The 22,626-nt window shown below is 61.7% G+C and carries 12 protein-coding genes and 1 tRNA gene; 6 read left to right on the plus strand and 7 right to left on the minus strand.

What is annotated here, in order from left to right:
• Window positions 1–16 precede the first annotated feature (16 nt).
• The 7 genes from tig to PHS32_RS14450 form a co-directional block, all read right to left on the minus strand.
• Window positions 17–1,327 (minus strand): trigger factor, encoded by a 1,311-nt coding sequence (gene tig / locus PHS32_RS14420; RefSeq protein ID WP_301079709.1) that lies wholly within the window; start codon window positions 1,325–1,327, stop codon window positions 17–19.
• 74 nt (window positions 1,328–1,401) lie between these two features.
• Window positions 1,402–1,488: transfer RNA gene (locus tag PHS32_RS14425), tRNA-Leu, on the minus strand.
• Between the two features lie 205 nt (window positions 1,489–1,693).
• Entirely contained in the window at window positions 1,694–4,639 is a 2,946-nt protein-coding gene (locus PHS32_RS14430) for an EAL domain-containing protein (RefSeq protein ID WP_301079710.1), read from the minus strand.
• An 11-nt stretch (window positions 4,640–4,650) separates the two neighbouring features.
• Window positions 4,651–6,081 (minus strand): bacteriohemerythrin, encoded by a 1,431-nt coding sequence (locus PHS32_RS14435; protein WP_301079711.1) that lies wholly within the window; start codon window positions 6,079–6,081, stop codon window positions 4,651–4,653.
• Window positions 6,082–6,269: 188 nt separating this feature from the next.
• Window positions 6,270–6,917, minus strand: coding sequence for a response regulator transcription factor (locus tag PHS32_RS14440; protein ID WP_301079712.1), 648 nt, complete (start codon window positions 6,915–6,917; stop codon window positions 6,270–6,272).
• Window positions 6,914–9,472, minus strand: a complete 2,559-nt coding sequence (locus PHS32_RS14445) for a PAS domain-containing protein (protein ID WP_301079713.1) — start codon at window positions 9,470–9,472, stop codon at window positions 6,914–6,916. The genes PHS32_RS14440 and PHS32_RS14445 overlap by 4 nt, the downstream gene beginning before the upstream one ends.
• Before the next feature lie 2 nt (window positions 9,473–9,474).
• On the minus strand, window positions 9,475–10,269 hold the full coding sequence (locus PHS32_RS14450) for an ABC transporter substrate-binding protein (protein ID WP_301079714.1): 795 nt from the start codon (window positions 10,267–10,269) through the stop codon (window positions 9,475–9,477).
• A 485-nt stretch (window positions 10,270–10,754) separates the two neighbouring features.
• Here PHS32_RS14450 and hpnC point away from each other — a divergent pair, with 485 nt between their 5' ends.
• The 6 genes from hpnC to PHS32_RS14480 all read left to right on the plus strand — a co-directional run bounded on the left by hpnC (window position 10,755) and on the right by PHS32_RS14480 (window position 22,523).
• Entirely contained in the window at window positions 10,755–11,588 is an 834-nt protein-coding gene (gene hpnC / locus PHS32_RS14455; RefSeq protein ID WP_301079716.1) for a squalene synthase HpnC, read from the plus strand.
• 42 nt (window positions 11,589–11,630) lie between these two features.
• On the plus strand, window positions 11,631–12,470 hold the full coding sequence (gene hpnD / locus PHS32_RS14460) for a presqualene diphosphate synthase HpnD (RefSeq protein WP_301079717.1): 840 nt from the start codon (window positions 11,631–11,633) through the stop codon (window positions 12,468–12,470).
• Window positions 12,471–12,516: 46 nt separating this feature from the next.
• Complete coding sequence (gene hpnE / locus PHS32_RS14465; protein WP_301079718.1) at window positions 12,517–13,842, plus strand: hydroxysqualene dehydroxylase HpnE; 1,326 nt, start codon at window positions 12,517–12,519, stop codon at window positions 13,840–13,842.
• A gap of 25 nt (window positions 13,843–13,867) precedes the next feature.
• Window positions 13,868–16,273 (plus strand): penicillin acylase family protein, encoded by a 2,406-nt coding sequence (locus tag PHS32_RS14470; protein ID WP_301079719.1) that lies wholly within the window; start codon window positions 13,868–13,870, stop codon window positions 16,271–16,273.
• 441 nt (window positions 16,274–16,714) lie between these two features.
• The gene (gene hemH, locus PHS32_RS14475) at window positions 16,715–17,809 is read left to right on the plus strand and encodes a ferrochelatase (RefSeq protein WP_301079720.1); all 1,095 of its coding nucleotides are present in this window, start codon (window positions 16,715–16,717) and stop codon (window positions 17,807–17,809) included.
• Window positions 17,810–17,981: 172 nt separating this feature from the next.
• A complete protein-coding gene (locus tag PHS32_RS14480; protein ID WP_301079722.1) occupies window positions 17,982–22,523 on the plus strand; it encodes a PAS domain S-box protein in 4,542 nt (1,513 codons plus the stop codon).
• Window positions 22,524–22,626: the final 103 nt, after the last annotated feature.

The following is a 22,626-nucleotide window of genomic DNA, read 5'->3' on the forward strand; positions in this document are numbered from 1 at the left end:
CCGCCAGATTTAAAGGTCAATTTTGAGCCATCAATTCGTCAAATGATAGGCTCTTCTCGTTGACGACGGCCTTGGCCAGCACAAATTCAGTGACATTGTTTTCAATCACGATGGCCTCGACTTCGGCCAGACGATTATTGTCGCTGTAATACCAGCGCATCACTTCGGCCGGTTTTTCGTAGCTGGCGGCCAATTCCTCAATATGCGCCTTGATCTGTTCAGGCTTGGCTTGCAGGTTGTGGGCGCGCACCAATTCGGCCACGACCAGGCCCAGACGTACCCGGCGCTCGGCCTGGGGTCGGAAGATGTCCTCGGGCATCGGCGTCTTGTCGGCATCCTTCATGCCGCGCTGCTTCAGGTCGGCGCGGGCACTTTCCATCAAACGGCTCACTTCGGCCTGCACGCTGGCGTTGGGCAGGTCCAGTTCGGCCTTCGCCACCAGGGCATCCATGACGGCTTGTTTGTTGCGAGCCAGCAGACGGAACTTGACTTCACGCTCCAGGTTCTTCTTCACATCAGCACGCAAACCGTCCACCGTGGCGTCCGCAATACCAAGCGACTTGGCCAAGGCATCGTTCACCTCAGGCAGATGGGCGGCCTCGACTTTTTTCAGGGTAACCATGAAGTCGGCAGTCTTGCCAGCCACGTCCTTACCGTGGTAATCGGCCGGAAAAGCCAATTGGAAGGTCTTACTTTCGCCTGCCTTCATGCCACTGGTCGCGTCTTCGAACTCCTTGAGCATCTGGCCGTCACCCAAGATGAACTGGAAATCTGCTGCTTTCCCGCCGGAGAATGGCTCACCATCAATCTTGCCTTCGAAATCGACCGTCACGCGGTCACCCACCTGTGCCGCGGCGTCATGGGCGCGCTGGGCAAAGGTCCGGCGCTGCTTGCGCAGGATGTCCAGCGTCTTGTCGATCGCGCTGTCTGTCACTTCAGTGGCTATTTTTTGCACTTCGGCGCCGCTCAGGTCGCCAATTTTGACGTCCGGATAAACCTCGAAAACAGCATCGAAAGCCATTTCACCTTCCGGCGAGGTTTCTTTTTCGGTGATGCGGGGCTGGCCGGCGACACGCAGCTTGGCTTCGTTGGCGGCGCTGGCGAAGGCCTCGCCGACTTTGTCGTTCATGACTTCATAATGAACCGAGTAACCGTAGCGTTGTGCCACCACATTCATGGGGACTTTGCCAGGGCGGAAACCGTCCATCTTGACGGTGCGAGCGAGCTTCTTCAGACGCGACTCGACCTCCGACTGGACCTTGCCGACGGGCAAGGTCAGGGTCATTTTTCGTTCCAGCTTTTCCAGGGTCTCAACCGTAACAGTCATCGCAATACTCCTAAATGGTTGGGGACAGAGTTGGCCGCTTTGCGACTGCGGACTGTCCCGCAAGTTAAAACAAGTGGTGCGCGGGGGGGGACTCGAACCCCCACACCATTGCTGGCGTCAGGACCTAAACCTGGTGCGTCTACCAATTTCGCCACCCGCGCAAAAACAAAGGGGTCGGTCCACCAGACCACCCCCATGAAATTGATCAACCGGTCATTTTACCCTGCTGCGTGCGCCATCAGCCTGCTGCCGTTCCCGGCCCGGCTCAGGGGTGGGGAAATGGCCGGCCGTGCCGCCGTATCGCCTGGCATTGAGGCTGCGGCAATTTGCTGCCTGGCAGCTTGCCGGGAAGGGGGAAAACCTTGCTTACAAGGTGGTCAAACTCTCTTCCCGTGCGGGATTGATGCTGCTCATGCAAAAGTCTTCAAACTGAGCCCGTGGCATTGGCCTGGCGAACAGGTAGCCTTGCCCGTAGTCGCAACCGGCTTGTGCCAGCAGATTGCGCTGCTCGATGGTCTCCACGCCCTCGGCAACCACTTTCAACCCGAGCTTGTGCGCCATCACGATGATGGCTTCGGCAATCGCCCGATCACTCGGATCGGTGACGATATCGCGCACAAACGAGCGGTCGATCTTGAGATAATCGATGTCGAATTTTTTAAGGTAGGACATAGCCGAGTATCCGGTGCCGAAATCGTCCAGCGCAATCTGAATTCCTGCGTCCCGGAAGGCGATCAATTTCTCCATGACTTCAGGATGCTGATCGAGTAGCAAGCCTTCCGTGATCTCGATGGTGATGCAGTCGGAGCAGATATCGTGCTCCCGCAAGTAGTCGATCCAGGTCCTGTCCGTGTTCCCGGTAAAGAACTGGCGCGGCGACTTGTTCACGGTAATTTGATGCCGGCAGGCTGCCCCAGCCCCCTCGGCCACCCTGGTTTTGGCACAGACACCATTCTCCGAGAAGCTGCAACGGCTGCACCAGCGCTTGACCGTTTGCGCCGCTTCCCTGAAAACCCAATCGCCAATTTCGCTGATCAAGCCGGTTTCTTCGGCAATCGGAATGAACTCCACCGGACTGATCATCCCGCGCTCCGGGTGATGCCAACGCAACAAGGCCTCCGCCTTGACGATCATTCCTGTGGCCAAGTCCACGATCGGCTGGTAATGCACTTCGAATTGATCGGCGGCAAGCGCACCGCGCATGTCGTTGGCAAGCTGCATGCGGGTCCTTGCCGCCAGTTCCATGGAGGCCGTGAAGTAGCAATAGCGATTGCGTCCTTCGTTCTTGGCGGCATACTTGGTCTGGTCGGCATTCTTGAGCAGATTGGCGACGTCCTGCGCGTCCGCGGGATAACGCGCGATGCCAATGCTGGCCGAGATATAGACCTTCTCTCCGTCGAGACAAAACGGTTGTGCAATCGTGTGCAGGATCTCACCCGCCACCTGTGCCACCCTGGGCGAGGCCTCGCTCAGGGTGCTCAGGACGACGACGAATTCGTCCCCGCCAAGGTGTGCCACCGGGTCCACGTCTATCCCGGGACAGGAGGAAATCCGTCTGGCAGTTTCGACGATCAACCGATCGCCAGCGTCGTGACCCAGTGTGTCGTTCACTTGCTTGAAACGATCCAAATCGATATGCAGCACCGCCAGTGAAAAGCCCTCCCGAAGCGACTTCTCCTGCATTTGCCGCATCAGTTCGTTCAGCCGGTGACGATTCGGCAGCTTGGTCAGCAGATCATGGTTGGCCTGTTGCCAAATGACGGCTTCGGCCTGTTTTTGCTTCGTGATGTCAGCGGCAATGGCGATATACCGCAGAACCTTGCCTTCCTCATCGTGCAGCGCGGAAATCGTCAAGCGTTCGGGGTATATCTCTCCGCTCTTGCGCCGGTTCCAGATTTCCCCTTGCCATTGGCCCGTGTTCTGTAGCGATGCCCACAGTTTCTGGTAAAAGGCGCGATCCTGTCGTCCCGACTTCAACAGTCCTGGATTGGCCCCGATCAACTCGCCGGGGTCGTAGCCGGTCATTTTGCAAAAAGCCCGATTGACGCTGATGATCCGGTTATCAGGAGAGCAAATCATGATGGCCTCGCCGGTTCCCTCAAACACCGAGGCAGCCAACCGCATCTGCTCCGCATGTTCCTGCAGCGCCTGATTCTGTGTCTTGATGTGTTGCTGCAACTTGTTGAAGCTGGCCAGTAAACGCCTGATTTCCTTGCTGCCCTCGATCCGCAGGGGGCGCAGCGGCTCCCGTCCGCCCGCCATGGCATCGATGATCTGTGCCGAGATCTGCACCGAGTCAGCGAGGGGGCGGAGCTGGCAATAGAGGATCAACCACAGCAACAGGGCAATCACACCACAGGCCACGGCGGACTGCAGGTAAATATCTCCGCGCAGCGATTCAATTGCCTTGAAGGCGACGGCGGTCGGCAGGGTGGCCATGACAAGCCAACCGGTGCTGGCAACGCGCGTTGCTGAACTAAGTGATTCGCTCCCCTGATAACCGACTGCGACCCCCGAGCCCTCAAAACCCTGGCGGTAGCGGTCGTACATTTTGTCGACGCCCACGGCCGGATCGGGTTGCATGATGTGCTTCGGGTCGGTGGAGGTCACGAACAGGCCATCCTTGGGAGACAGGACGTGAAGGTCACCGTTCGCGACCGAGTTTTGGGGCATGTTTGCGCCGAACAAGCCGCCGCCGGCAATCTGACTGGCACCCACCAGTACGGCCGTGACTTCGTTGCGACTGTTTTTGATCGGCACCCCGATATTGACGACGCTCTGCTGCGTGAAGCGATCCAGCATGGGCTTGCCTACAACAGCTTGCCCCGTTCTGATGACCTCGCGAAAGAAATCGGCATCCGCAAAGTTGCCGCCCTGACGTCCCTGCGGCGTCGGCCAACCGGCCAGCTCAAGGCCTTTGCTGGAGATCACAAACAGGCCTAAGTTGAAGAGTCGGTTCAGGGCTGTCCGCGCCAGCAATGCCTGCATGTGCTCCGCGTTGTCCCTCCCCTCGGAATTCATCTGGGCGGCCGCATCGGCCAGTGCGTTGATATGCAACTTGATGGCGTCGTCAAGGTTGCCGGCAAAGTGCTGGGTGGTTTGGAGTTGCTGGGCCGCCAGCACCTCCTGAACGTTGTCACGAACTTTGCGGTCCAGGTCATGAACCAGCAACCAGGTTGCACCGGTGCACAGCAGCACGGCAACGATGGCAATCTGGGCCTTCAGGTCAAGCGCGTCCAAAATGGAACGAAACTTCATGGCCGTCGCAAGGGTCGGCTTGGCGTTCGGGCGCGGGTCCAAGTCTTTGGGCATCTCCGGCACCTTCATTCCAGTCCACCAATATACGGACGATAAGCTTGATCCTCACCAAGAATGTGCTCTCGCAACCAGTCGCGCAACACGCCCAGAATGCGCTCGCCCAATTGGCGTCGGCGGTAATAAATGAATTCCTCGCGCAATTCCTGAACCCGCTTGACAAAACCCTGGTGAGTTCGTCGATGACTCTCCAGCTCGGGGTAGCCAGCGTCCTCCATCAGTTGCTCTTCGAAGTTGAAATGGAAGGCGGTATAGCTTATGAGTTCGTCAATGATCATGGCAATGGCCGGGCGATCGCTCTGACTCTCGGCACTGGCCAGCTGGTTGATGGTGTCGATCAGGATCCGGTGCTGCTCATCGATGTGCAAATGGCCCACGCTCATGGCTTCCGACCACTGCACCAGCGACACCGTTTCACAGCGCTGGACAACTTCCAGAAAAACCTCAGCCACCAGCGGATCGAACTGGCTACCCGCTTGGCGGTGGACTTGCATCACCGCCCGCTCGGTGCTCCAGGGAGTTTTATAAGGGCGGCGCGAGGTCAGGGTATCGAACACGTCAGCAAGGGCGCAGATACGTCCCGAGATCGGAATATCTTCGCCGGCCAAACCCTGCGGATAGCCGGTGCCGTCGAACCATTCATGATGTGTGAGTGCGATTTCCGCCCCAACCTGCAGGTAACGGCTGTCGGGCACCATCAGACTGGCTTGACGCAGCATCTTGGCACCGGCCGCGGCATGCAGCTTCACGCTCGTCCGCTCTTCTTCCGTCAGCGGTCCGGCCTTGAACAGAATCCGGTCCGGCGTGGCGATCTTGCCGACGTCGTGAAGAATACTGGCGGTCGAGACCTGATCGATAAAGTCCTCGTCAACAATAGCCGGGAACAGACCGCGCCGATACAACTGCCAGGCGGTTTGTCCCACCAGTCTGGCCACGCGTAACACGTGAATGCCGGCATAGGTATCCCGATGTTCCGAGAAATTGGCCATCGCCACAACCGTTGCCTTGGCGTTACGCCGTATGTCTTCCAGCGCCCGGCTCTCGTGGGTGATGTCCAGACAAGTATGGACATAGCCGCCGGACGGCAGCGGAGCGGTGGCAATCCGCAACACCGTCCCATTGGGCCGCACCCGCTCGAAGCGCCGGGATTCCCGGCGTCGCATGCTGCGCAAACTCTCTGCAATGAAGCTTACGTCGTCGCCGCTATCGAAAAATTCGCCGCGTTTGAGCAGCAGCTTGAGAACGTCCCAATACGGTTGGCCTATCAGTTGGTGGTCATCTTCAAGCCGCAGCAACTTGCAGTAAGCCTGATTGTTTCCACGAACCGTCAGCTTGTCGTCCAGCCATAGATAACCCTGATCGATGGCTTGCAGGGCCTCGGCCAGTCCGTCCCGCGTAGCCGGGTATTGAGCGCTCTCAAGAGTGGCACTGTCATTCATTAAATCCCCCCTCTGTCTCGGCGACACCAGAAGTCAGGCCAGCACCCCCTCCAGGACGCTGGTGGCGAACCATTCAGCCGAACAATTGATATTACTGGCGGAGGGCGTGAATAGCTATTCCGGTATCTGCGTACTGCAACTAACGGTAAACCAGTAATGGCGGCCAGGCACCGCCGTCGCCGACGCGCTCAAACGTTGGAGACGAGACCGTTGCGGATGGCGTAACGTGTGAGCCCAACGACGCTGCTGACATTGAGCTTGCGCATGATGTTGCGCCGATGGACTTCGACGGTAGCCTGGGCAATGGCCAATTGTTCGGCAATTTGTACCGAAGTGAAGCCCACCGCAACCAGCTGCAGCACCTGCACTTCGCGCGCGCCGAGCTTGCTGCCCGGGGCCGGCTTTTCCCCGCCATGACCGCACATGACCTCCTTGACTGCGTCCGTGGCATCCGGGCACAAATAGGAATGGTTCTGGCTGACCGCTTCGATCGCACGCAGCAGTTCGACGCCGGCCGCCGCCTTGGTAACGTAGGCGGAAGCGCCGGCCTTCAACATGTCCGTTATGTAGCCACGGTCGGAGAAGGTCGACAGTGCGATCACCTTTACAGCGGGCAAGGCAGCAACGATCTGCCGTGTGATTTCAATGCCATTGAGACCGGGCATGTCGATGTCCATGCAAACGATATGCGGCGCTCTTTCGCGCGCCAGGGCCAGGACTTCGAGTCCGTCGCCGGTTTCCGCCACCACCGTGAAGTCCGGATTTCGATCCAGCAGGAAACGCAGGGCCTCACGAAACATCCGGTGATCGTCGGCTAGCAGGATGCGCACGTTCATGTCTGTCCTTCAACGGAATACATTTCCACCTTGATCCGCGTGCCCTGCCCCGGGCTCGACTCGAGGGTGAATTTGGCACCGGAGAATTCGGCCATTTCTCTCATGGTGAGGATTCCAAGACCGCTGGTATGGCTGGTTTTGCCCAGTAAATCCAGATCGAACCCGATGCCATCGTCGCTCACCAGCAAGGCCACGGGCGGGCGGTCCAGGTTCAACGCTACCACAATCGACTTGGCACGCGAATGCTTGGCACAGTTCGTCAAGGCTTCCTGAACGATGCGAAACAACGCCGATTCCAGCACCGGAGCCAGCCGCACGGCGGGGCTGGTACAGTCGATCCGAACCGTGATGCTGGTCCGCCGCTGAAACTGCTTGACATAGCTCTCCAATGCCGCCACCAGACCGGCATAGTCGAGCACCGGCGGGCGCAAATCGGAACAGATTTCGCGAATGCTGGCGGTCGTATCCTCGATCAGTGCACGAATATCGTCGATGCGCGCGGACAGCACCGGCGACTGCTGTTCCCGCATGATGGCGTTGACGACATCAAGGTTAACCCCGATGGCGGCCAGATTGGGGCTGGTGCGCTGGTGCAGTTCGCTGGACAGGCGCCGGCGCGTACTCTCCTGCACCACCACCAGATGCCGCGACAATTCATGCATTCTTTGCTCGCTCTGCCGGCGCTCGTCCATCATGTGGATCTTGGTCAACGCAATGCTCACCTGCTGGCTGACCGCCGCCAGAAAATCGAACTCCTCGTTGCTCCATTTCACCTTCGAGTGAATCTGATTCAACACCAACAGATGGCAGGCATCGTCACGGAAATCGAAGGGATACCAGAGCAGGCTTTTAATCTTCATTTGATGGTGCAGCAGCTGGTCGGAGCCGTCTTCCAGAAAATGCGGATTGATGTTGTCGGCCTGACTCACCAGCCAATGCTGCGTGCGCCGCATCTCGCCGGCCGCGCCGGCAAACATGTCGAGCGGGTAAGTCGTTTTGGCAGACATCAGGTCCGGGTACTGCGGATTGAGCCACTCGCACAAGCCGATCAGTTGCTGTTTTTCGAAAGAAATGTGGTAGATCAAGGCCCCATCCACCGCCAGCGTCTCGCCGACAACGCTGGCCGCCACTTCCAGGATCGAACTGGAAACACCGTGCGCGGCGATAGCCTCGGCGATCTGATTGAGCGCATGGGCGAATTTCATTTGCTTTTTCAAGGCATCTTCCACCAGCTTGCGCTCGGTGATGTCGCGTTTGACCGAAATGAAGTGCCCGATCGTGCCATCTTCGTCCCGCACCGGCGTGATGGTCTGACCCTCCAGGTACTGCGTATCATCCTTGCGCCGATTGATCAGTTCACCACGCCAGACATCCCCCGACAGAATGGTGTGCCAGAGCTCCTGGTAGTCGCCGGGCGTCTGCACGCCAGACTTGATCAATTCCCGCGGATTGTGACCGAGCGCTTCCTCAAGGGTGTAACCGCTCAGGGCGCAGAACGCCGGGTTGGCCCATTCGATCGTCCCCATTCGATCGGTGATGATGATGGCATTGGCCGCCGCCTCAAGCGCGGCACCACTCAAACGCAATTGCTTCACGTCGGCATCACGCTGGCGAGCGGCGCGCTCGGTGCGCACGAAATACAGGCCGGCCAAGGCCAGGGCCAGCAGCAGCATGCTGCCGACGACGGCCAGCGTGCGTGCCGCTTCGCGGCGCCAGCCGGCCAAGCCAACATCCTTGTCCAGATGAACCACGATCAGGAAGGGATAGGCACGGGAACTTCGATAGGCCGTCAGCACCGCGCGACCATCGTCCCAGGATTGTTCGAACTGACCGAACTCTTCTTGGGCCAGCTTGCTGACCAAGCCAGTGCCCCTGGCGCGGCCGCCTGGCCTCTGTTTCTCATCGGTGGAAAGCAGCAGAGTGCCGTCGTAGCGCAACAACTCCACAACGCCGGTAGCGGCGGCCACGCTGTGACTGTAATAGTTGAGGAAGTAATCGGAATTCACCGATGCCAGCAGGGGAACCCAATGGTCATGATCGAGCGAAATGTCGCGCCGCACCGGTATCAGTCCCGCTGCGTCGGGTGCCGCCGGTGGTACCAGGCTGGCCGCTCGCCCATCGTGAAAATCGTGCCCAACCCAGGGTCGTCCGACGCGCAGCACGCCCCTGGACTCGGGTGCCGGCGGCAAAAAGTCGCCCGCCGCCACGGACACGCCGACATTGCGCGGGTCGGAACTGGCGACGATGGTCTCTTGGGTATCCAGCACTGACAGCGATCGCAGGTAGGGCGCATGGCGCAGTGCCTCGGCCAGCGTGGCGGTCGGCTGACTCTCGTTGACGACATTGGCCAGGGTCAGATCGATGACATTGAAACTCTGGGTCAGATGATCCTCGAAAGCACGGGCATACAGGGTCGCCACCTGGAACTGGCGATTGATGGCTTCCGTGCGCAAGCGCCACAGGGTAAAGACAGTAGCCGCGCTGGCGCAGGCCGCGATGCTCAGCGTCACCAGGAGAAAAGTCGAGCGCCGGCTGAAGCCGCCATTGATTCGCATGCTTAGAACTTGTCCCGCGCCACAATCGGATCGAGTTTATGGCGCCGGGCGGCCTCCAGCAGACGCCCGTCGCGTTTGATCGCGGCCACAAAAGTTTCGACCCGTGCGTGCCAGCGCTCGTCGCCAGGTTGCATGGCGTACCCATAGGATGTCAGGTGATAGGTGCCGGGTGGGGTGATGAGCCGGGCCCAGTCGGTGCTCTCCAGCAAGCGCCGGCTGAAGGGATAGTCGGTCATGAAGACGTCGGCACGGCCGGATTCCACTTCCTGTTCCCGACCTTGGGAACTGGCAAGCACCAGCGTCTGGGCGTGTTTAAGCCTTGCCCGCATCACCGACTCATGGTAAGTGCCCTTCGCCACCGCCACCACCACGCCAGGCTGATCGATGTCGCCCCAATCCTTGATGCGGCGGTTGCTTTTCGTGGTGATGGCGTAGATGTCGCTGATCAGATGGGGCACCGTGAAACGCAACTTTTCCAGCCGCGCCGGCGTGACGCCGATGGCGAACATGGCGATGTCGCAGTGATCCTGCTCCACATCGCCGATCAGACTGGCGAAAGAGCTGTCCACGAAGCGGACCGACACGCCCAGCTCCTTGGCCAACTCCCGTGCCAGATCGATGTCCATGCCCGACAGTTGCCGGGTTCTGGGATCGCGATAGGAGATGCCGTAGTAATCTGGCCAGATGCAGACGCGCAATTCCCTAGCCCCCAGCACCCGGTCCAGACGGCTCGATTGGGCACCGCTTGGGCCACTCAGGAGCAGGCACAGCAGCATGACTGGAAGTAATCGCTTCATGTCATTCGGCCGACTTGAAAAAACCTTGTTTGATGGACCTCATTTGACTTGCTCACCCTCTTTCGAACTGGCTTCACAGGACAAAAACTTGCCGCGCGGCGCACTGAACCGGCTATCTGCCCATGGCACGCGATGGATTCGGCTCCTGCTGGGTACCCAGGCGTCAATCTCTGGTCGGGCGCAGAGCCACGACCGTTGTTCTGGCAAGCCGTCTTACGGGCGCCCCGGAGACCGTGGCAGCCACCATTGTGGTGATAACGGTGTTGGCAGCGGAACCGGTATTCCCGATCTTCTTTTTCGCTGTGTTCATGATGATCTTTCCTCTAGATGAACCGAATGTACAGTCTATGCGGTTAATTTGCAGGTCGTCAAACTCGCTGCACCGCCGGGTAGCGTACATTGTCGGCAAATCATGGCAAGCCAAGCCGTGCCAACCCGCTGAACCACAGTCGCAACCGAACCACCGCCTCGCACCGACCACGCCGATGGACCATTACGAAAATTTCCCGGTCGCCTCCTGGCTTTGCCCTCCCCGGTTGCGCCCGGCGATTCTGGCCATTTACGGCTTCGCCCGCGGCGCCGACGACATCGCCGATGAAGGCGACGCACCGGCGACCCAGCGTCTGGCCGATCTGGCCGACTTTCGCAACGACTTGCGCGCCGTTGCCGCCGGCTCGCCGCATGCTGGCCGATGGCCCCAGGTGTTTGACCCCTTGCGTCCGGTGCTGCGGGATTTTCACCTGCCCAGTGCCTTGCTGGAGCAGCTATTGGACGCTTTTGAACAGGATGTACGCCATACCGCCGACGCCAGGCGCTACCAGACCGACGCCCAGCTGCTTGACTATTGCACGCGCTCCGCCAACCCGGTGGGCCGGCTTTTGTTGCACCTCTACGGCATCGGGGATGCGCGCGCGCTGGCGCAAAGCGACCAGATATGCAGCGCACTGCAACTCATCAACTTCTGGCAGGACCTGAGTGTCGATGTAGCGCGGGGGCGTTGGTACCCCAGTCTGCAGGCGATGCGGCAACATGCCGTGCAAGACGCCGACCTGCGATCCCGCCATAAATCGGCCAGCGCCAGCAAGTTGGTCGAAGCCTACGCGCTCCAGGCCCGGACCCTGATGCAGCAAGGTGCCTCCCTGGCGCTGCGCATACCGGGCCGCGCCGGTTGGGAATTGCGCCTGGTGGTGCAAGGCGGCCTGCGCATACTTGACAAGATCGAGGCCATGAACCATGAGAGCTGGCGCCAGCGCCCCCGTCTCGGGCTGCCGGACCTGCCCTTGCTGCTGTGGCGGGCCTGGCGCATGCGGCCTGATTAAACTAGGGTGAACAGACCCCAAGCACCCCAGCACAAACCTTTTATGACACCGCAAGAATACGTCCAACAAAAAGCCGCTGCCTCGGGCAGCAGCTTTTACTACGCATTCCTGTTTCTACCGGCGCCGCGACGCGCCGCCATCACCGCTTTCTACGCTTTTTGCCGTGAAATCGATGACGTGGTGGACGATGCCGTGGACCCCGGCGTCGCTGCCACCAAGCTGGCCTGGTGGCAGGCGGAAGTGGCGCAATCCTTTACCGGCCGAGCCAGCCATCCGGTACTGCAGGCTCTGATGCCGCTGGCGGCCGACTTCCAGATCGAACAGCGCCACTTGCAGGCTGTGATCGAAGGCTGCCAGATGGACCTGAGCCAGACCCGCTACCTCGACTACCCGGGTCTGCTGCGTTACTGTCATCTGGTGGCCGGCGTGGTGGGCGAAGTGGCGGCCAACATCTTTGGCCAGACGCAGACACAAACCACCTTGTACGCCCACAAGTTGGGGCTGGCCCTGCAGCTCACCAACATCATCCGCGACGTCGGCGAAGACGCGCTGCGCGGGCGCATCTACCTGCCGCTCAACGAGTTGCAGCAATTTGACGTCAAGGCCCACGAAATCCTCCAACGCAACTACTCCGAGCGGTTTACCAATTTGATGCGGTTTCAGGCCCAGCGCGCCTACACCTTGTACGACGAGGCGCTGGTCCTGCTGCCGCAGGCTGACCGGCGCAGCCAGAAACCGGGGCTGATGATGGCCAGCATCTACCGTGCCTTGCTCAAGGAAATTGAACACGACAACTTCCAGGTACTGCACCAGCGCGTCAGCCTCACACCTTTACGCAAACTGTGGCTGGCCTGGAAGGTCCAGGCGCTGGGAAAGATATGACGCCCTTGCCTGCCCCGCCGCAGAACATTGCGGGGGCTGTCTGCCGATGAAAATTGCCATCGTTGGCGCCGGCTGGGCCGGCCTGGCGGCGGCTGTGGAGGCCACGCAGGCCGGCCACCAGGCGGTTGTTTTTGAAGCCTCCCACTTTACCGGCGGCAGAGCCCGGGCGGTTGATGGCCGCTTGCCCGATGGCACGCCGGTGACGCTGGACAACGGCCAGCACATCCTGATCGGTGCCTACCGCGAGACCTTGCGTCTGCTGCAACGGGTTGGCGTGGACCCGCAGACCGCCCTGCTGCGCCAGCCCATGACGCTGCGCTTTGCCGATGCCAGCGGCTTGCAGTTCCCCGACTGGCCGACGCCGCTGGACGCGTTGGCCGGCATAGTGACGGCACGCGGCTGGAACTGGGGCGACAAGTGGTCCCTGCTGAGCCTGGCGAGCCGTTGGCACTGGCAAGGCTTCACCTGCGAAGCGAGCACCTCGGTCGCACAATTGTGCCGACGGTTGAGCTCACGCGTGATGGCCGAGCTGATTGAGCCGCTGTGTATCTCAGCCCTCAATACCCGGCCCGAGCAGGCCAGCGCGCAGGTCTTTTTGCGGGTCCTGAAAGACGCTTTGTTTGGGGCAGCGGGCGGCTCCAACTTGCTGCTGCCACGGGTCGATCTGTCTGCCCTGTTTCCGCAGGCTGCGGCGCGCTGGCTGGCCGGCCATGGCGCTCGGTTGCAGCTGGGTGCGCGGGTCGAGTCGATCTTGCCGCAGGGTTCGCAGTGGCAAGTCCGGGACGACTGCTTCGATGCCGTGATTCTCGCCACGCCGGCCTCCGAAGCGATCCGATTGCTGGAAAAAAGTGCGCCGGCAACGCCCGAAGCAATCGCGACAAAGATCCGCCACTGGACCGAGCTCAGCCGCGCCCTGCGCTTTGAGGCCATCAGCACCGTCTATGCCTGGGCTCCGGACGCCGTCCTGGCGCAGCCGATGCTGACCCTGCGCAGCAACCTGAGCCCTGACGCAGCAGCGCCGGCACAGTTTGTGTTTGACCGGGGCCAGCTCGGCGGACCCGCGGGCCTGCTGGCTTTTGTCGTCAGTGCCAGCAGCGCGCAGCGCGAGGTCTTGCAGTGGCAGGTGCTGCAACAAGCCCAGGCGCAACTGGGCCTGTCGCTAAGGGCGGTGCAAACCATCGTCGAGAAGCGCGCCACCTTCGCCTGCACACCGGGGCTGCGGCGTCCGGCTGTTGGCATAGCGCCCGGCCTGCTGGCCTGCGGCGACTACGTCGAAGGCCCCTACCCGGCCACGCTGGAGGGCGCGCTGCGCAGCGCAACGGTAGCCGTCAAGGCAGCCAGGCTCGACGTTTATGATGCCGAACCGGGATGAACACAACAAGCAAGGAGCCAAGTCGATGAAACGTGCCCTCAAAATCATTGCCCTGCTGCTGGCCGCACTGATCGCGCTGGCGGCGGCCGGCACCGCCTGGTACCTGCACGGCAAGCAGCCCCAGCGCTCCGGCACGCTGACCCTGACGCAACTCCAGGCGCCAGTCAGTGTGCGCTATGACGAACGCGGGGTGCCGCACATCCGGGCCCAGAACGAAACCGACTTGTACCGTGCGCTGGGCTATCTGCATGCGCAGGACCGTTTGTTCCAGATGGAGATGGTGCGCCGCCTGGCGCAGGGTGAACTGGCTGAAGTGCTGGGCCCGAAACTGGTCGATGTGGACCGGCTGTTCCGGACGCTGGGGATTCGCGCCCATGCCCAGGCCAGCGCCGCCAAAATGGACATGCAGAGCCCCGCGGCCAAACTGCTGACGGCCTACCTGGACGGCATCAACCAGTTTCAGTCCAGCCATCCGGCACCGCTCGAATTCGACCTGCTGGGCATCCCCAAACGGCCCTTCACGGCGCAGGACACGATCGCCGTATCGGGCTACCTGGCCTACAGCTTTGCCGCCACTTTCCGCACCGAGCCGTCCCTGACCTATGTGCGCGACAAACTAGGCCCGGACTATTTAAGAATATTCGACCTCGACGGCCACCCCGAGGGCGTGCTGACGCCCGCGGCGACGAGCGCCCTGAATGGCGCTGACTGGCGAGCGCTCAACCAGATAGCGCGAATCAGCCAGCAGGCGCTGGGGGAGGCCGGCCTGGCGCAGTTCGAGGGCAGCAATGCCTGGGCTGTTTCGGGCAAGCGCAGTGCCAGCGGCAGACCGCTGCTGGCCGGCGATCCGCACATCAGCTACTCGGCGCCCTCGGTCTGGTACGAGGCGCACCTGTCGGCGCCCGGCTTCGAGTTGTATGGCCACCACCAGGCACTCAATCCCAGCGCGCTACTGGGCCACAACCCGCAATTCGGCTGGAGCCTGACCATGTTCCAGAACGATGACATGGACTTGATCGCCGAGAAAGCCAATCCGGACAATGCCAATCAGGTCTGGTACCACGGCCAGTGGGTCGATCTGCAAAGCCGCGTTGAAAGCATTCATGTCAAGGGCGCCGCACCGATCCAGCTGACGCTGCGGCGCTCGCCGCACGGCCCCATCATCACCGACGCCTTCACCAGCAGCCTGGGTAAAACGCCGGTGGCCATGTGGTGGGCTTTTCTGGAAACCGAGAATCCGATTCTGGACGCCTTTTATGAGCTCAATCGCGCCGACACGCTGGCCAGGGCGCGCGCCGCCGCCAGCAAAATTCATGCGCCCGGTCTGAACGTGGTGTGGGCCAGCGCCAGCGGCGACATCGGCTGGTGGGCCGCCGCCAAGCTGCCGATCCGAGCGGCCCGGGTCAATCCCAACTTCATCCTCGACGGCAGCAGCGCCGAAGCCGACAAGCTCGGCTACTACCCGTTCAGTGACAACCCGCAGGAAGAAAATCCCGCGCGCGGCTACATCGTGTCGGCCAATCACCAGCCCAAGCCTGCGAACGGTGTGCCGGTGCCCGGCTATTACAACCTGGCAGACCGCGCCCAGCGACTCGACCAGCGGCTGCGCGATGACTCGGTCAAATGGGATGTCAAAACCAGCCAGGCGCTGCAGCTTGACAGCCAGACCGGCTACAGCCAGCGCCTGCTCAAACCTTTGCTGCCGGTCTTGCGGAGCAGCGTCACCGATCCGGCGGAGCAGGCGCTGCTGGAGGGCTTGGCGACCTGGGATGGCAGGCACAATGTCGACAGCATCGCCGCCACTGTTTTCAACCAGTTTCTGTTTGAACTGGCGCGCGGCGCCCTGGCCGATGAAATGGGCGAGGTGCAGTTCAAGAACCTGCTGGGCACACGTGCCCTGGACTTTGCCCTGCCCCGATTGGCGGCGGACGCCAACTCACCGTGGTGGGACAACCGCGCTACGCCGACCGTCGAGAGCCGTGCCGACACCCTCAAAGTGGTGTGGCGCGCCACCATCGACCACCTGCAAGCCACGCTGGGCAAAGACAGCAACGGTTGGACCTGGGGCAAAGCCCACACGCTGACCCACGGCCACCCGCTGGCGGCGCAAAAGCCGCTCGACAAACTCTTCAACATCGGCCCTTTTGCGGCGCCCGGCGGACGTGAAACACCCAACAACCTGGGCGGCTCGATCGGCCCGGCACCGTGGGCCGTCAGCTATGGCCCATCGACCCGCCGGGTGATCGACTTTGCCGACCCCAACCATGCCGTGGGCATCAACCCGGTGGGTCAAAGCGGCGTGCTGTTCGACGCCCACTACAAGGACCAGGCGCAAACCTTCATCGCCGGCGGCTATGTGCCGCAACACTTGAGTGAAGCCGATGTGGCGGCCAATACCCGCAGCACCTTGACACTTGCGCCGGTACGCTGAGACTCTTGTTTCTGTATTCTTTTCATTTTTTTTATTCCCCACTCTCTCACCCCCGCCTCTCTCCCGCCCCGCCGGGCGGAAGAGAGGAGCCAACAGCCGTATTTGGCCGCGTCTGCAAACGAAAGAAGTACACACGCCGCCGCGCGCTGGGGAAGATGATGAACACTACTTGTGTGTTAATTCCCCCAAGCCGTTTTGCGATCAACCAGAGCAGGCCACCGGCAAGGCAGAGCAAAAGTTATCGCCACAAATCCCAGCGGTCAAAACCTGACAGAGGCACTTCATATCTTTCACACTCGGCCACATGAGGCTCCCCTCTTCCGCCCGGCGGGGCGGGAGAGGGGCGGGGGGGAGTGAGTGGGGAAAAGATCGGAAGAATACAAAAACAGAAAATGGCAGGGAACAAGGCAAAGAACCCCGCGGATACGTGAGAATAGCGCCATGACTTCATTCCTGCCGGAACCCTCTTTTACCCATGGTCAGGTGCCGCGCACTGCCGTGCTGTTCTGCAATCTGGGCACGCCCGACACTCCCGGCACGGCCGATGTTCGGCGCTTTCTGGGCCAGTTTTTGAGTGACCGGCGGGTGGTCGAGATCCCGCGGCTGCTCTGGTGGCTGATTTTGCACGGCATCATCCTGCGCTTTCGGCCGGCCAGGTCGGCCGCCAAGTACGCCAGCATCTGGACGCCCGAGGGTTCACCACTCAAGGTCTGGACCGAAAAGCAGGCCAGGCTGCTGCAGGACGGCCTGGCCCGGCGCGGGCACGACGTGCCGGTGCGCTACGCCATGCGCTATGGCAGCACTGCCATCGCCCAGCAACTCGACGCGCTCAAAGCCGAAGGCTGCACCCGCATCCTGATCTTGCCGGCCTACCCGCAATACTCGGCCACCACCACGGCCAGCCTGTTTGACGCGGTCTACCTGTGGACCGCCAAGGTGCGCAATCTGCCGGAACTGCGTTTTGTCAACCGCTATCACGACGACCCCGGTTACATCAAAGCACTGAGCTCCAATATCCAGCGTCACTGGGCCGCCAATGGCCGAGCCGATCAACTGCTGCTGAGCTTTCACGGCGTGCCCCAGCGCACGCTGCAGCTGGGCGACCCCTATCATTGCGAATGCTTCAAAACGGCCCGCCTGCTGGCCGAGCATTTGGGCCTGACCGAAGCGCAGTACAAAGTCACTTTTCAATCGCGCCTGGGCCGTGCCCAATGGCTGCAGCCCTACACCGAACCGAGCCTGATTGCCCTGGCCCAAGCCGGCGTCAAGCGGGTCGACGTGGTGTGCCCCGGCTTTACCAGCGACTGTCTGGAGACACTGGAAGAAATCGCGATCGAAGGTCGCGCCGCCTTTCTGCAAGCGGGTGGCCAGCAGTTCCGCTACATTGCCTGCCTGAACGACGACCCGGTCTGGATCAACGCCCTGTGTGAACTGACCGAGCAGCATCTGGCCGGTTGGCCAACCCGGGCCACGCCCACGTCCCAGACCTTGGCCAGGTCACGGGCCGCCGCGCTGGCGCTGGGCGCCAAGCAGTAAGCCGTGAGCCAGCTGGAAGCTGCTTCCATCAAGCCGGCGTCCCATCCGCGCCAGGCGACCGACCGTTGCGATCCATGCGACATGGGAGTCTAATCAAGCCGTCACCTTGCCCGTCATGGGTGTGAACCGACCCTGGCCCGACCACTTGCCGCAACGAATCCATGTTTCATTTGTGAACCAGCTCAAGATTCTCGTCACAGCTGCCGCTTGGTCGTCGGCTCGCCGGCTGCTGCGCGCCGCGCTGTGGGCTGTGCTGGGGCTGTGCTGCACTGTTGGCGCAGCGCCGGCCCCAACGCTGCCAACCGAAACGCCGCCAAAGTCCATCATCGTGGTGCTGGACGACAACTACCCGCCCTTCATCTTTCGCGACAGCGCCGGTCAAATACAGGGCATTCTGAAAGACAGTTGGGCCCTGTGGGAGGCGCGCACCGGCGTTGCGGTCAAGCTGATGCCGATGGAATGGGCCAAGGCGCTGCAAATGATGCAAGCCGGTCAGGCCGATGTCATCGATACCATCTTCCTGACCGAAGCTCGCCAACGAATCTATTCCTTCAGCGCGCCGTATGCCAAGCTCGATGTCCCGATCTTCTTCCACCAAAGCATCGGCGGCATCATCGACGCAGATTCCTTGAAGGGCTTCACGGTTGGCGTCAAGGCCGGCGATGCCTGCATCGACGTGCTGCGCGCGCACGGCGTCGACAGCACCAAGCCGTACCCCAGTTATTCGGCAGTGGTGGCAGCAGCGGCGGCGGCCGAGGTACGCGTTTTTTGCGTCGATCACCCACCGGCCGCTTACCTGCTCAACCAACTGGGCATCGAGAAGGAATTTCGCCATTCGGTGCCCTTGTACACGGGTGAGTTTCACCGCGCGGTGCAAATAGGCAACAGCGCCCTGCTCAAGTTGGTGGAAGACGGTTTCGGCCGCATCAGTGCGGCCGAACGCCAGCAGATTGAAACCAAATGGTATGGCTCCGAAATTCAAGGCCCCGGCATTCCGCCCTACGCGCGCTACGCCGCCTATGCCTTGCTTGGCATCGCCATTGTGACCCTGGCGCTGGCGCTCTGGAACTTGACGTTGCGCCGGCGTGTGCGTTCCAGGACCGCCGAGCTGTCAAGCTCGTTGACGGCGCTGGGCCTGGAAAAGCAGGTCACGGAGCAGACGCTGGCGCAGATGAACGCCACCCTGGAGGCGATTCCCGATCTTTGGTTTGAAATTGACCTTGAAGGCCGCTATCACAACATCCACGCCGCGCGCACCGACTTGCAAATCGCGCCGGCACCGGACTTTCTTGGCAAGCTGATATCGGAAGTCATGCCGCCCGACGCAGCGGCGGTCTGCCTGGCCGCTTTGCAGGAGGCGAACGCCAGCGGCCATTCGAATGGCAAACAATTCGCCCTGAATCGCCCGCAAGGGCCAGTGTGGCTTGAGCTTTCGATGGCACGCAAAGCCAGCCTGCCGGCCGAGACGCCCCGCTTCGTGGCCATTGCACGCGACATCACCGCCAACAAGCTGGCCCAGGAGCAATTGCGCCTGAGCGAGGAAAAGCTGGCCACCACGCTGTATTCGATTGGCGACGCGGTGATTGCCACCGATCCGGTGGGCCGCGTGACCCGCATGAATCCAACCGCCGAACGGCTGTCCGGCTGGACGCTGGCCGAGGCCCGCGGGCGCGCCCTGACGGAGGTCTTTCGCATCGTCAACGCCGATACGCGCGCGACGGTAGCCGATCCGGTGCAGTTGGTGATGGCGCATGGCCATGTGGTGGGCCTGGCCAACCACACCGTGTTGCTGGCCCGCGACGGCGCGGAGTACCAGATTTCCGACAGCGCCGCGCCGATCCGCGATGCCGCCGGTGAAATCGTCGGCGTGGTGCTGGTGTTCAGCGATGTCAGCGAGCAATACCGGGCCGAAGTGGCGCTGCGCGAGAGCGAACAGCGCTACCGCACCGCCTTCATGACCAGTCCCGACGCCGTCAATATCACGCGCCTGGTGGATGGACGCTATCTCGATGTCAATGACGGCTTCCTGCGCATGGTGGGCCGCACGCGCGACGAAGTCATTGGCCGGACGGCGCAGGAACTCAACGTCTGGCAAGACCCCGGCGACCGGCGGCGGCTGGTGCAAGCCATGCAACGCGAGGGTCATTGTGAAAACCTGGACGCCAACTTCGTCGCCAAGGATGGCCGGGTGTTCGCCGGCTTGATGTCCGCGCATGTGATCAGCCTGCAAGGTGAGCAGTGCATTCTGTCGGTGACGCGCGACATCACCGCGCGCAAGCAAGCGGAAGACGCGCTGCGCGTTGCCGCCGCCGCATTCGAAGCGCAGGAGGGTATTTTTGTCACCGACCCGGCGCGGGTGATCCTGCGCGTCAACCAGGCCTTCACCGAAATTACCGGCTACAGCGCTGAAGAGGCGGTCGGCAAGACGCGACGCCAGCTCAATGCCGAGCGCCACGATGGCGCGGCCAACGCGGCCATTATGGATGGCGTCATGCTGAAGGGGAAATGGCAGGGAGAGGTTTCCAACCGACGGAAAAACGGCGAGCCCTATACCGAATGGTTGACCATCAGCGCCGTGATGGGCAGCGACGGCAAACTCTCCCACTACGTCGGCACACTGATTGACATCAGCGCCCGCAAGGCCGCCGAGGAAAGCCTGCAACTCGCCGCCAGCGTCTTCACCCACGCGCGCGAGGGCATCATGATCACGCAAGCCGACGGCACCATCATCAACGTCAATCAGGCCTTTAGCCAGATCACCGGCTACAGCCGCGAGGAAGTGTTGGGCCAGAACCCGCGCATCCTCAAGTCGGGACGGCAGAGCCGGGAGTTCTACCAGGCGATGTGGCGCGAACTGGTCAGCAAGGGGCAATGGGACGGTGAAGTCTGGAATCGGCGCAAGAATGGCGAGATCTACCCGCAGATGCAAACCGTCAGCACGGTGCGCAACGAGCAGGGCAAGGCGTACAACTATGTGGCGCTGTTTTCCGACATCACGGCGCAGAAGGCGCACCAGCAACAGCTAGAACACCTGGCTCATTTTGACGTGCTGACCAGCTTGCCGAACCGGGTGCTGCTGACCGACCGACTGCACCAGGCGATGGCGCAGGCGCAGCGGCGCAACCAGACCCTGGCCGTGGTCTATCTCGATCTGGACGGCTTCAAGGCCGTCAATGACCACCATGGACATGAGGTCGGCGACCAGTTGCTGATGACCGTGGCCAGCCGCATGAAGCAGACCCTGCGCGAGGGCGACACGCTGGCCCGTCTGGGTGGCGACGAGTTTGTCGCCGTGTTGATCGATCTGAGCGATGTCGCCGCCAGCGTGCCCATGCTGACCCGTCTGCTGGGCGCGGCCGCCCAGGCCGTGCCAATGGGCGAGATCAACCTTCAGGTCTCGACCAGTGTCGGCGTCACCTTCTACCCACAGTGCCAAGACATCGATGCCGACCAGCTTCTGCGCCAGGCCGACCAGGCCATGTACCAGGCCAAGCTGGCGGGGAAAAACCGCTACCACTTCTTCGACGCCGAACAGGACAGCAGCATACGCGGTCGTCATGAAAGCGTGGTGCGCATCCGGCAAGCCCTGACGGACCACGAATTCGTGCTCTATTACCAGCCCAAAGTCAATATGCGCAGCGGCCTCGTCACCGGCGCCGAGGCGCTGATCCGCTGGCGGCACCCGGAGCAGGGACTGCTGTTGCCGGCGCTGTTCCTGCCCGTGATCGAAGACCATCCGCTGGCCGTCGAGATCGGCAAATGGGTCATCGACAGTGCTCTGGCCCAGATGGAACTGTGGCGCGAAGCCGGCCTGAACATCCCGGTCAGTGTCAATGTCGGCGCCAACCAGCTGCAGCAAACCAACTTCGTGCCGCGTCTGCGCGAACTGCTGCAGGCGCATCCCGGCATCAAGGCCGGCGAACTCGAACTCGAGGTGCTGGAGACCAGCGCGCTGGAAGACATCGGGCGCATCGGCCAGGTGATTGAGGCTTGCGGCCGCCTGGGTGTCGGCTTTGCCCTGGACGATTTTGGCACCGGCTACTCCTCGTTGACCTACCTCAAACACCTGCGCGTCACCCTGCTCAAGATCGATCGCAGCTTTGTCAGCAACATGCTGGACGACCCCGACGACCTGGCCATTCTGGAGGGCGTGATCGGGCTGGCCAACGCCTTTCGCTGCCAGGTTGTCGCCGAGGGCGTGGAGAGCGTGGCCCACGGCGCGCTGTTGCTGCGACTCGGTTGCGAATTGGCACAAGGCTACGGCATTGCGCGCCCGATGCCGGCGGCCGATCTGCCGGCCTGGGTAGCCAGTTGGCGGCCTGACCCGAGCTGGGCCGATCTGACCCGAGTGCGACGCGACGATCTGCCGCTGCTGCGTGCCGGCGTCGAGTACCGCGCCTGGATCGCTGGGCTTGCATCCTTCCTCAAGGGTGAGCGCCAGATACCGCCGGTACTCGATCCGCAGCACGACCTCTTTAACCTGTGGCCACGCGGTCGGGCGCCAGCGCAACAAGACGCAAAACCAGCCTGGCGGGACATCGAAGCCCTGCAACAGCGGGTGCGGACGCTGGCCACCGAGCTGCTCGAACTCAAGGCCAGTGGCCGCCAGGCCCAGGCGCTGGCGCAACTCGACAAGCTGCACCAACTGCACCAGCTGATGCTCGACCAACTGACGTCCCTGGAGCAGGAGAGTCAGGTTGCCGATCTGCGCTAGCCTGGTCAATCGGCATGATTGGCACAGTCGGCAGCAGGCCCCGGTTGAATGGCGATTCAGCTGGCAAGGGTTACCCTGCGGGCCAACTGCCACCCCCTCTTTT

It is taken from the genome of Rhodoferax sp. (assembly GCF_028714215.1).
Taxonomy (GTDB): Bacteria; Pseudomonadota; Gammaproteobacteria; order Burkholderiales; family Burkholderiaceae_C; genus Rhodoferax.

Bases quoted from the DNA above. Each gene is read 5' to 3' on its own strand.
- hpnD (WP_301079717.1), top strand. From the start codon at position 11,631: ATGACACCGCAAGAATACGTCCAACAAAAAGCCGCTGCCTCGGGCAGC.
- PHS32_RS14445 (WP_301079713.1), bottom strand. From the start codon at position 9,472: ATGCGAATCAATGGCGGCTTCAGCCGGCGCTCGACTTTTCTCCTGGTG.
- hemH (WP_301079720.1), top strand. From the start codon at position 16,715: ATGACTTCATTCCTGCCGGAACCCTCTTTTACCCATGGTCAGGTGCCG.
- PHS32_RS14430 (WP_301079710.1), bottom strand. From the start codon at position 4,639: ATGCCCAAAGACTTGGACCCGCGCCCGAACGCCAAGCCGACCCTTGCG.
- hpnE (WP_301079718.1), top strand. From the start codon at position 12,517: ATGAAAATTGCCATCGTTGGCGCCGGCTGGGCCGGCCTGGCGGCGGCT.
- hpnC (WP_301079716.1), top strand. From the start codon at position 10,755: ATGGACCATTACGAAAATTTCCCGGTCGCCTCCTGGCTTTGCCCTCCC.
- PHS32_RS14440 (WP_301079712.1), bottom strand. From the start codon at position 6,917: ATGAACGTGCGCATCCTGCTAGCCGACGATCACCGGATGTTTCGTGAG.
- PHS32_RS14450 (WP_301079714.1), bottom strand. From the start codon at position 10,269: ATGAAGCGATTACTTCCAGTCATGCTGCTGTGCCTGCTCCTGAGTGGC.
- PHS32_RS14470 (WP_301079719.1), top strand. From the start codon at position 13,868: ATGAAACGTGCCCTCAAAATCATTGCCCTGCTGCTGGCCGCACTGATC.
- tig (WP_301079709.1), bottom strand. From the start codon at position 1,327: ATGACTGTTACGGTTGAGACCCTGGAAAAGCTGGAACGAAAAATGACC.
- PHS32_RS14435 (WP_301079711.1), bottom strand. From the start codon at position 6,081: ATGAATGACAGTGCCACTCTTGAGAGCGCTCAATACCCGGCTACGCGG.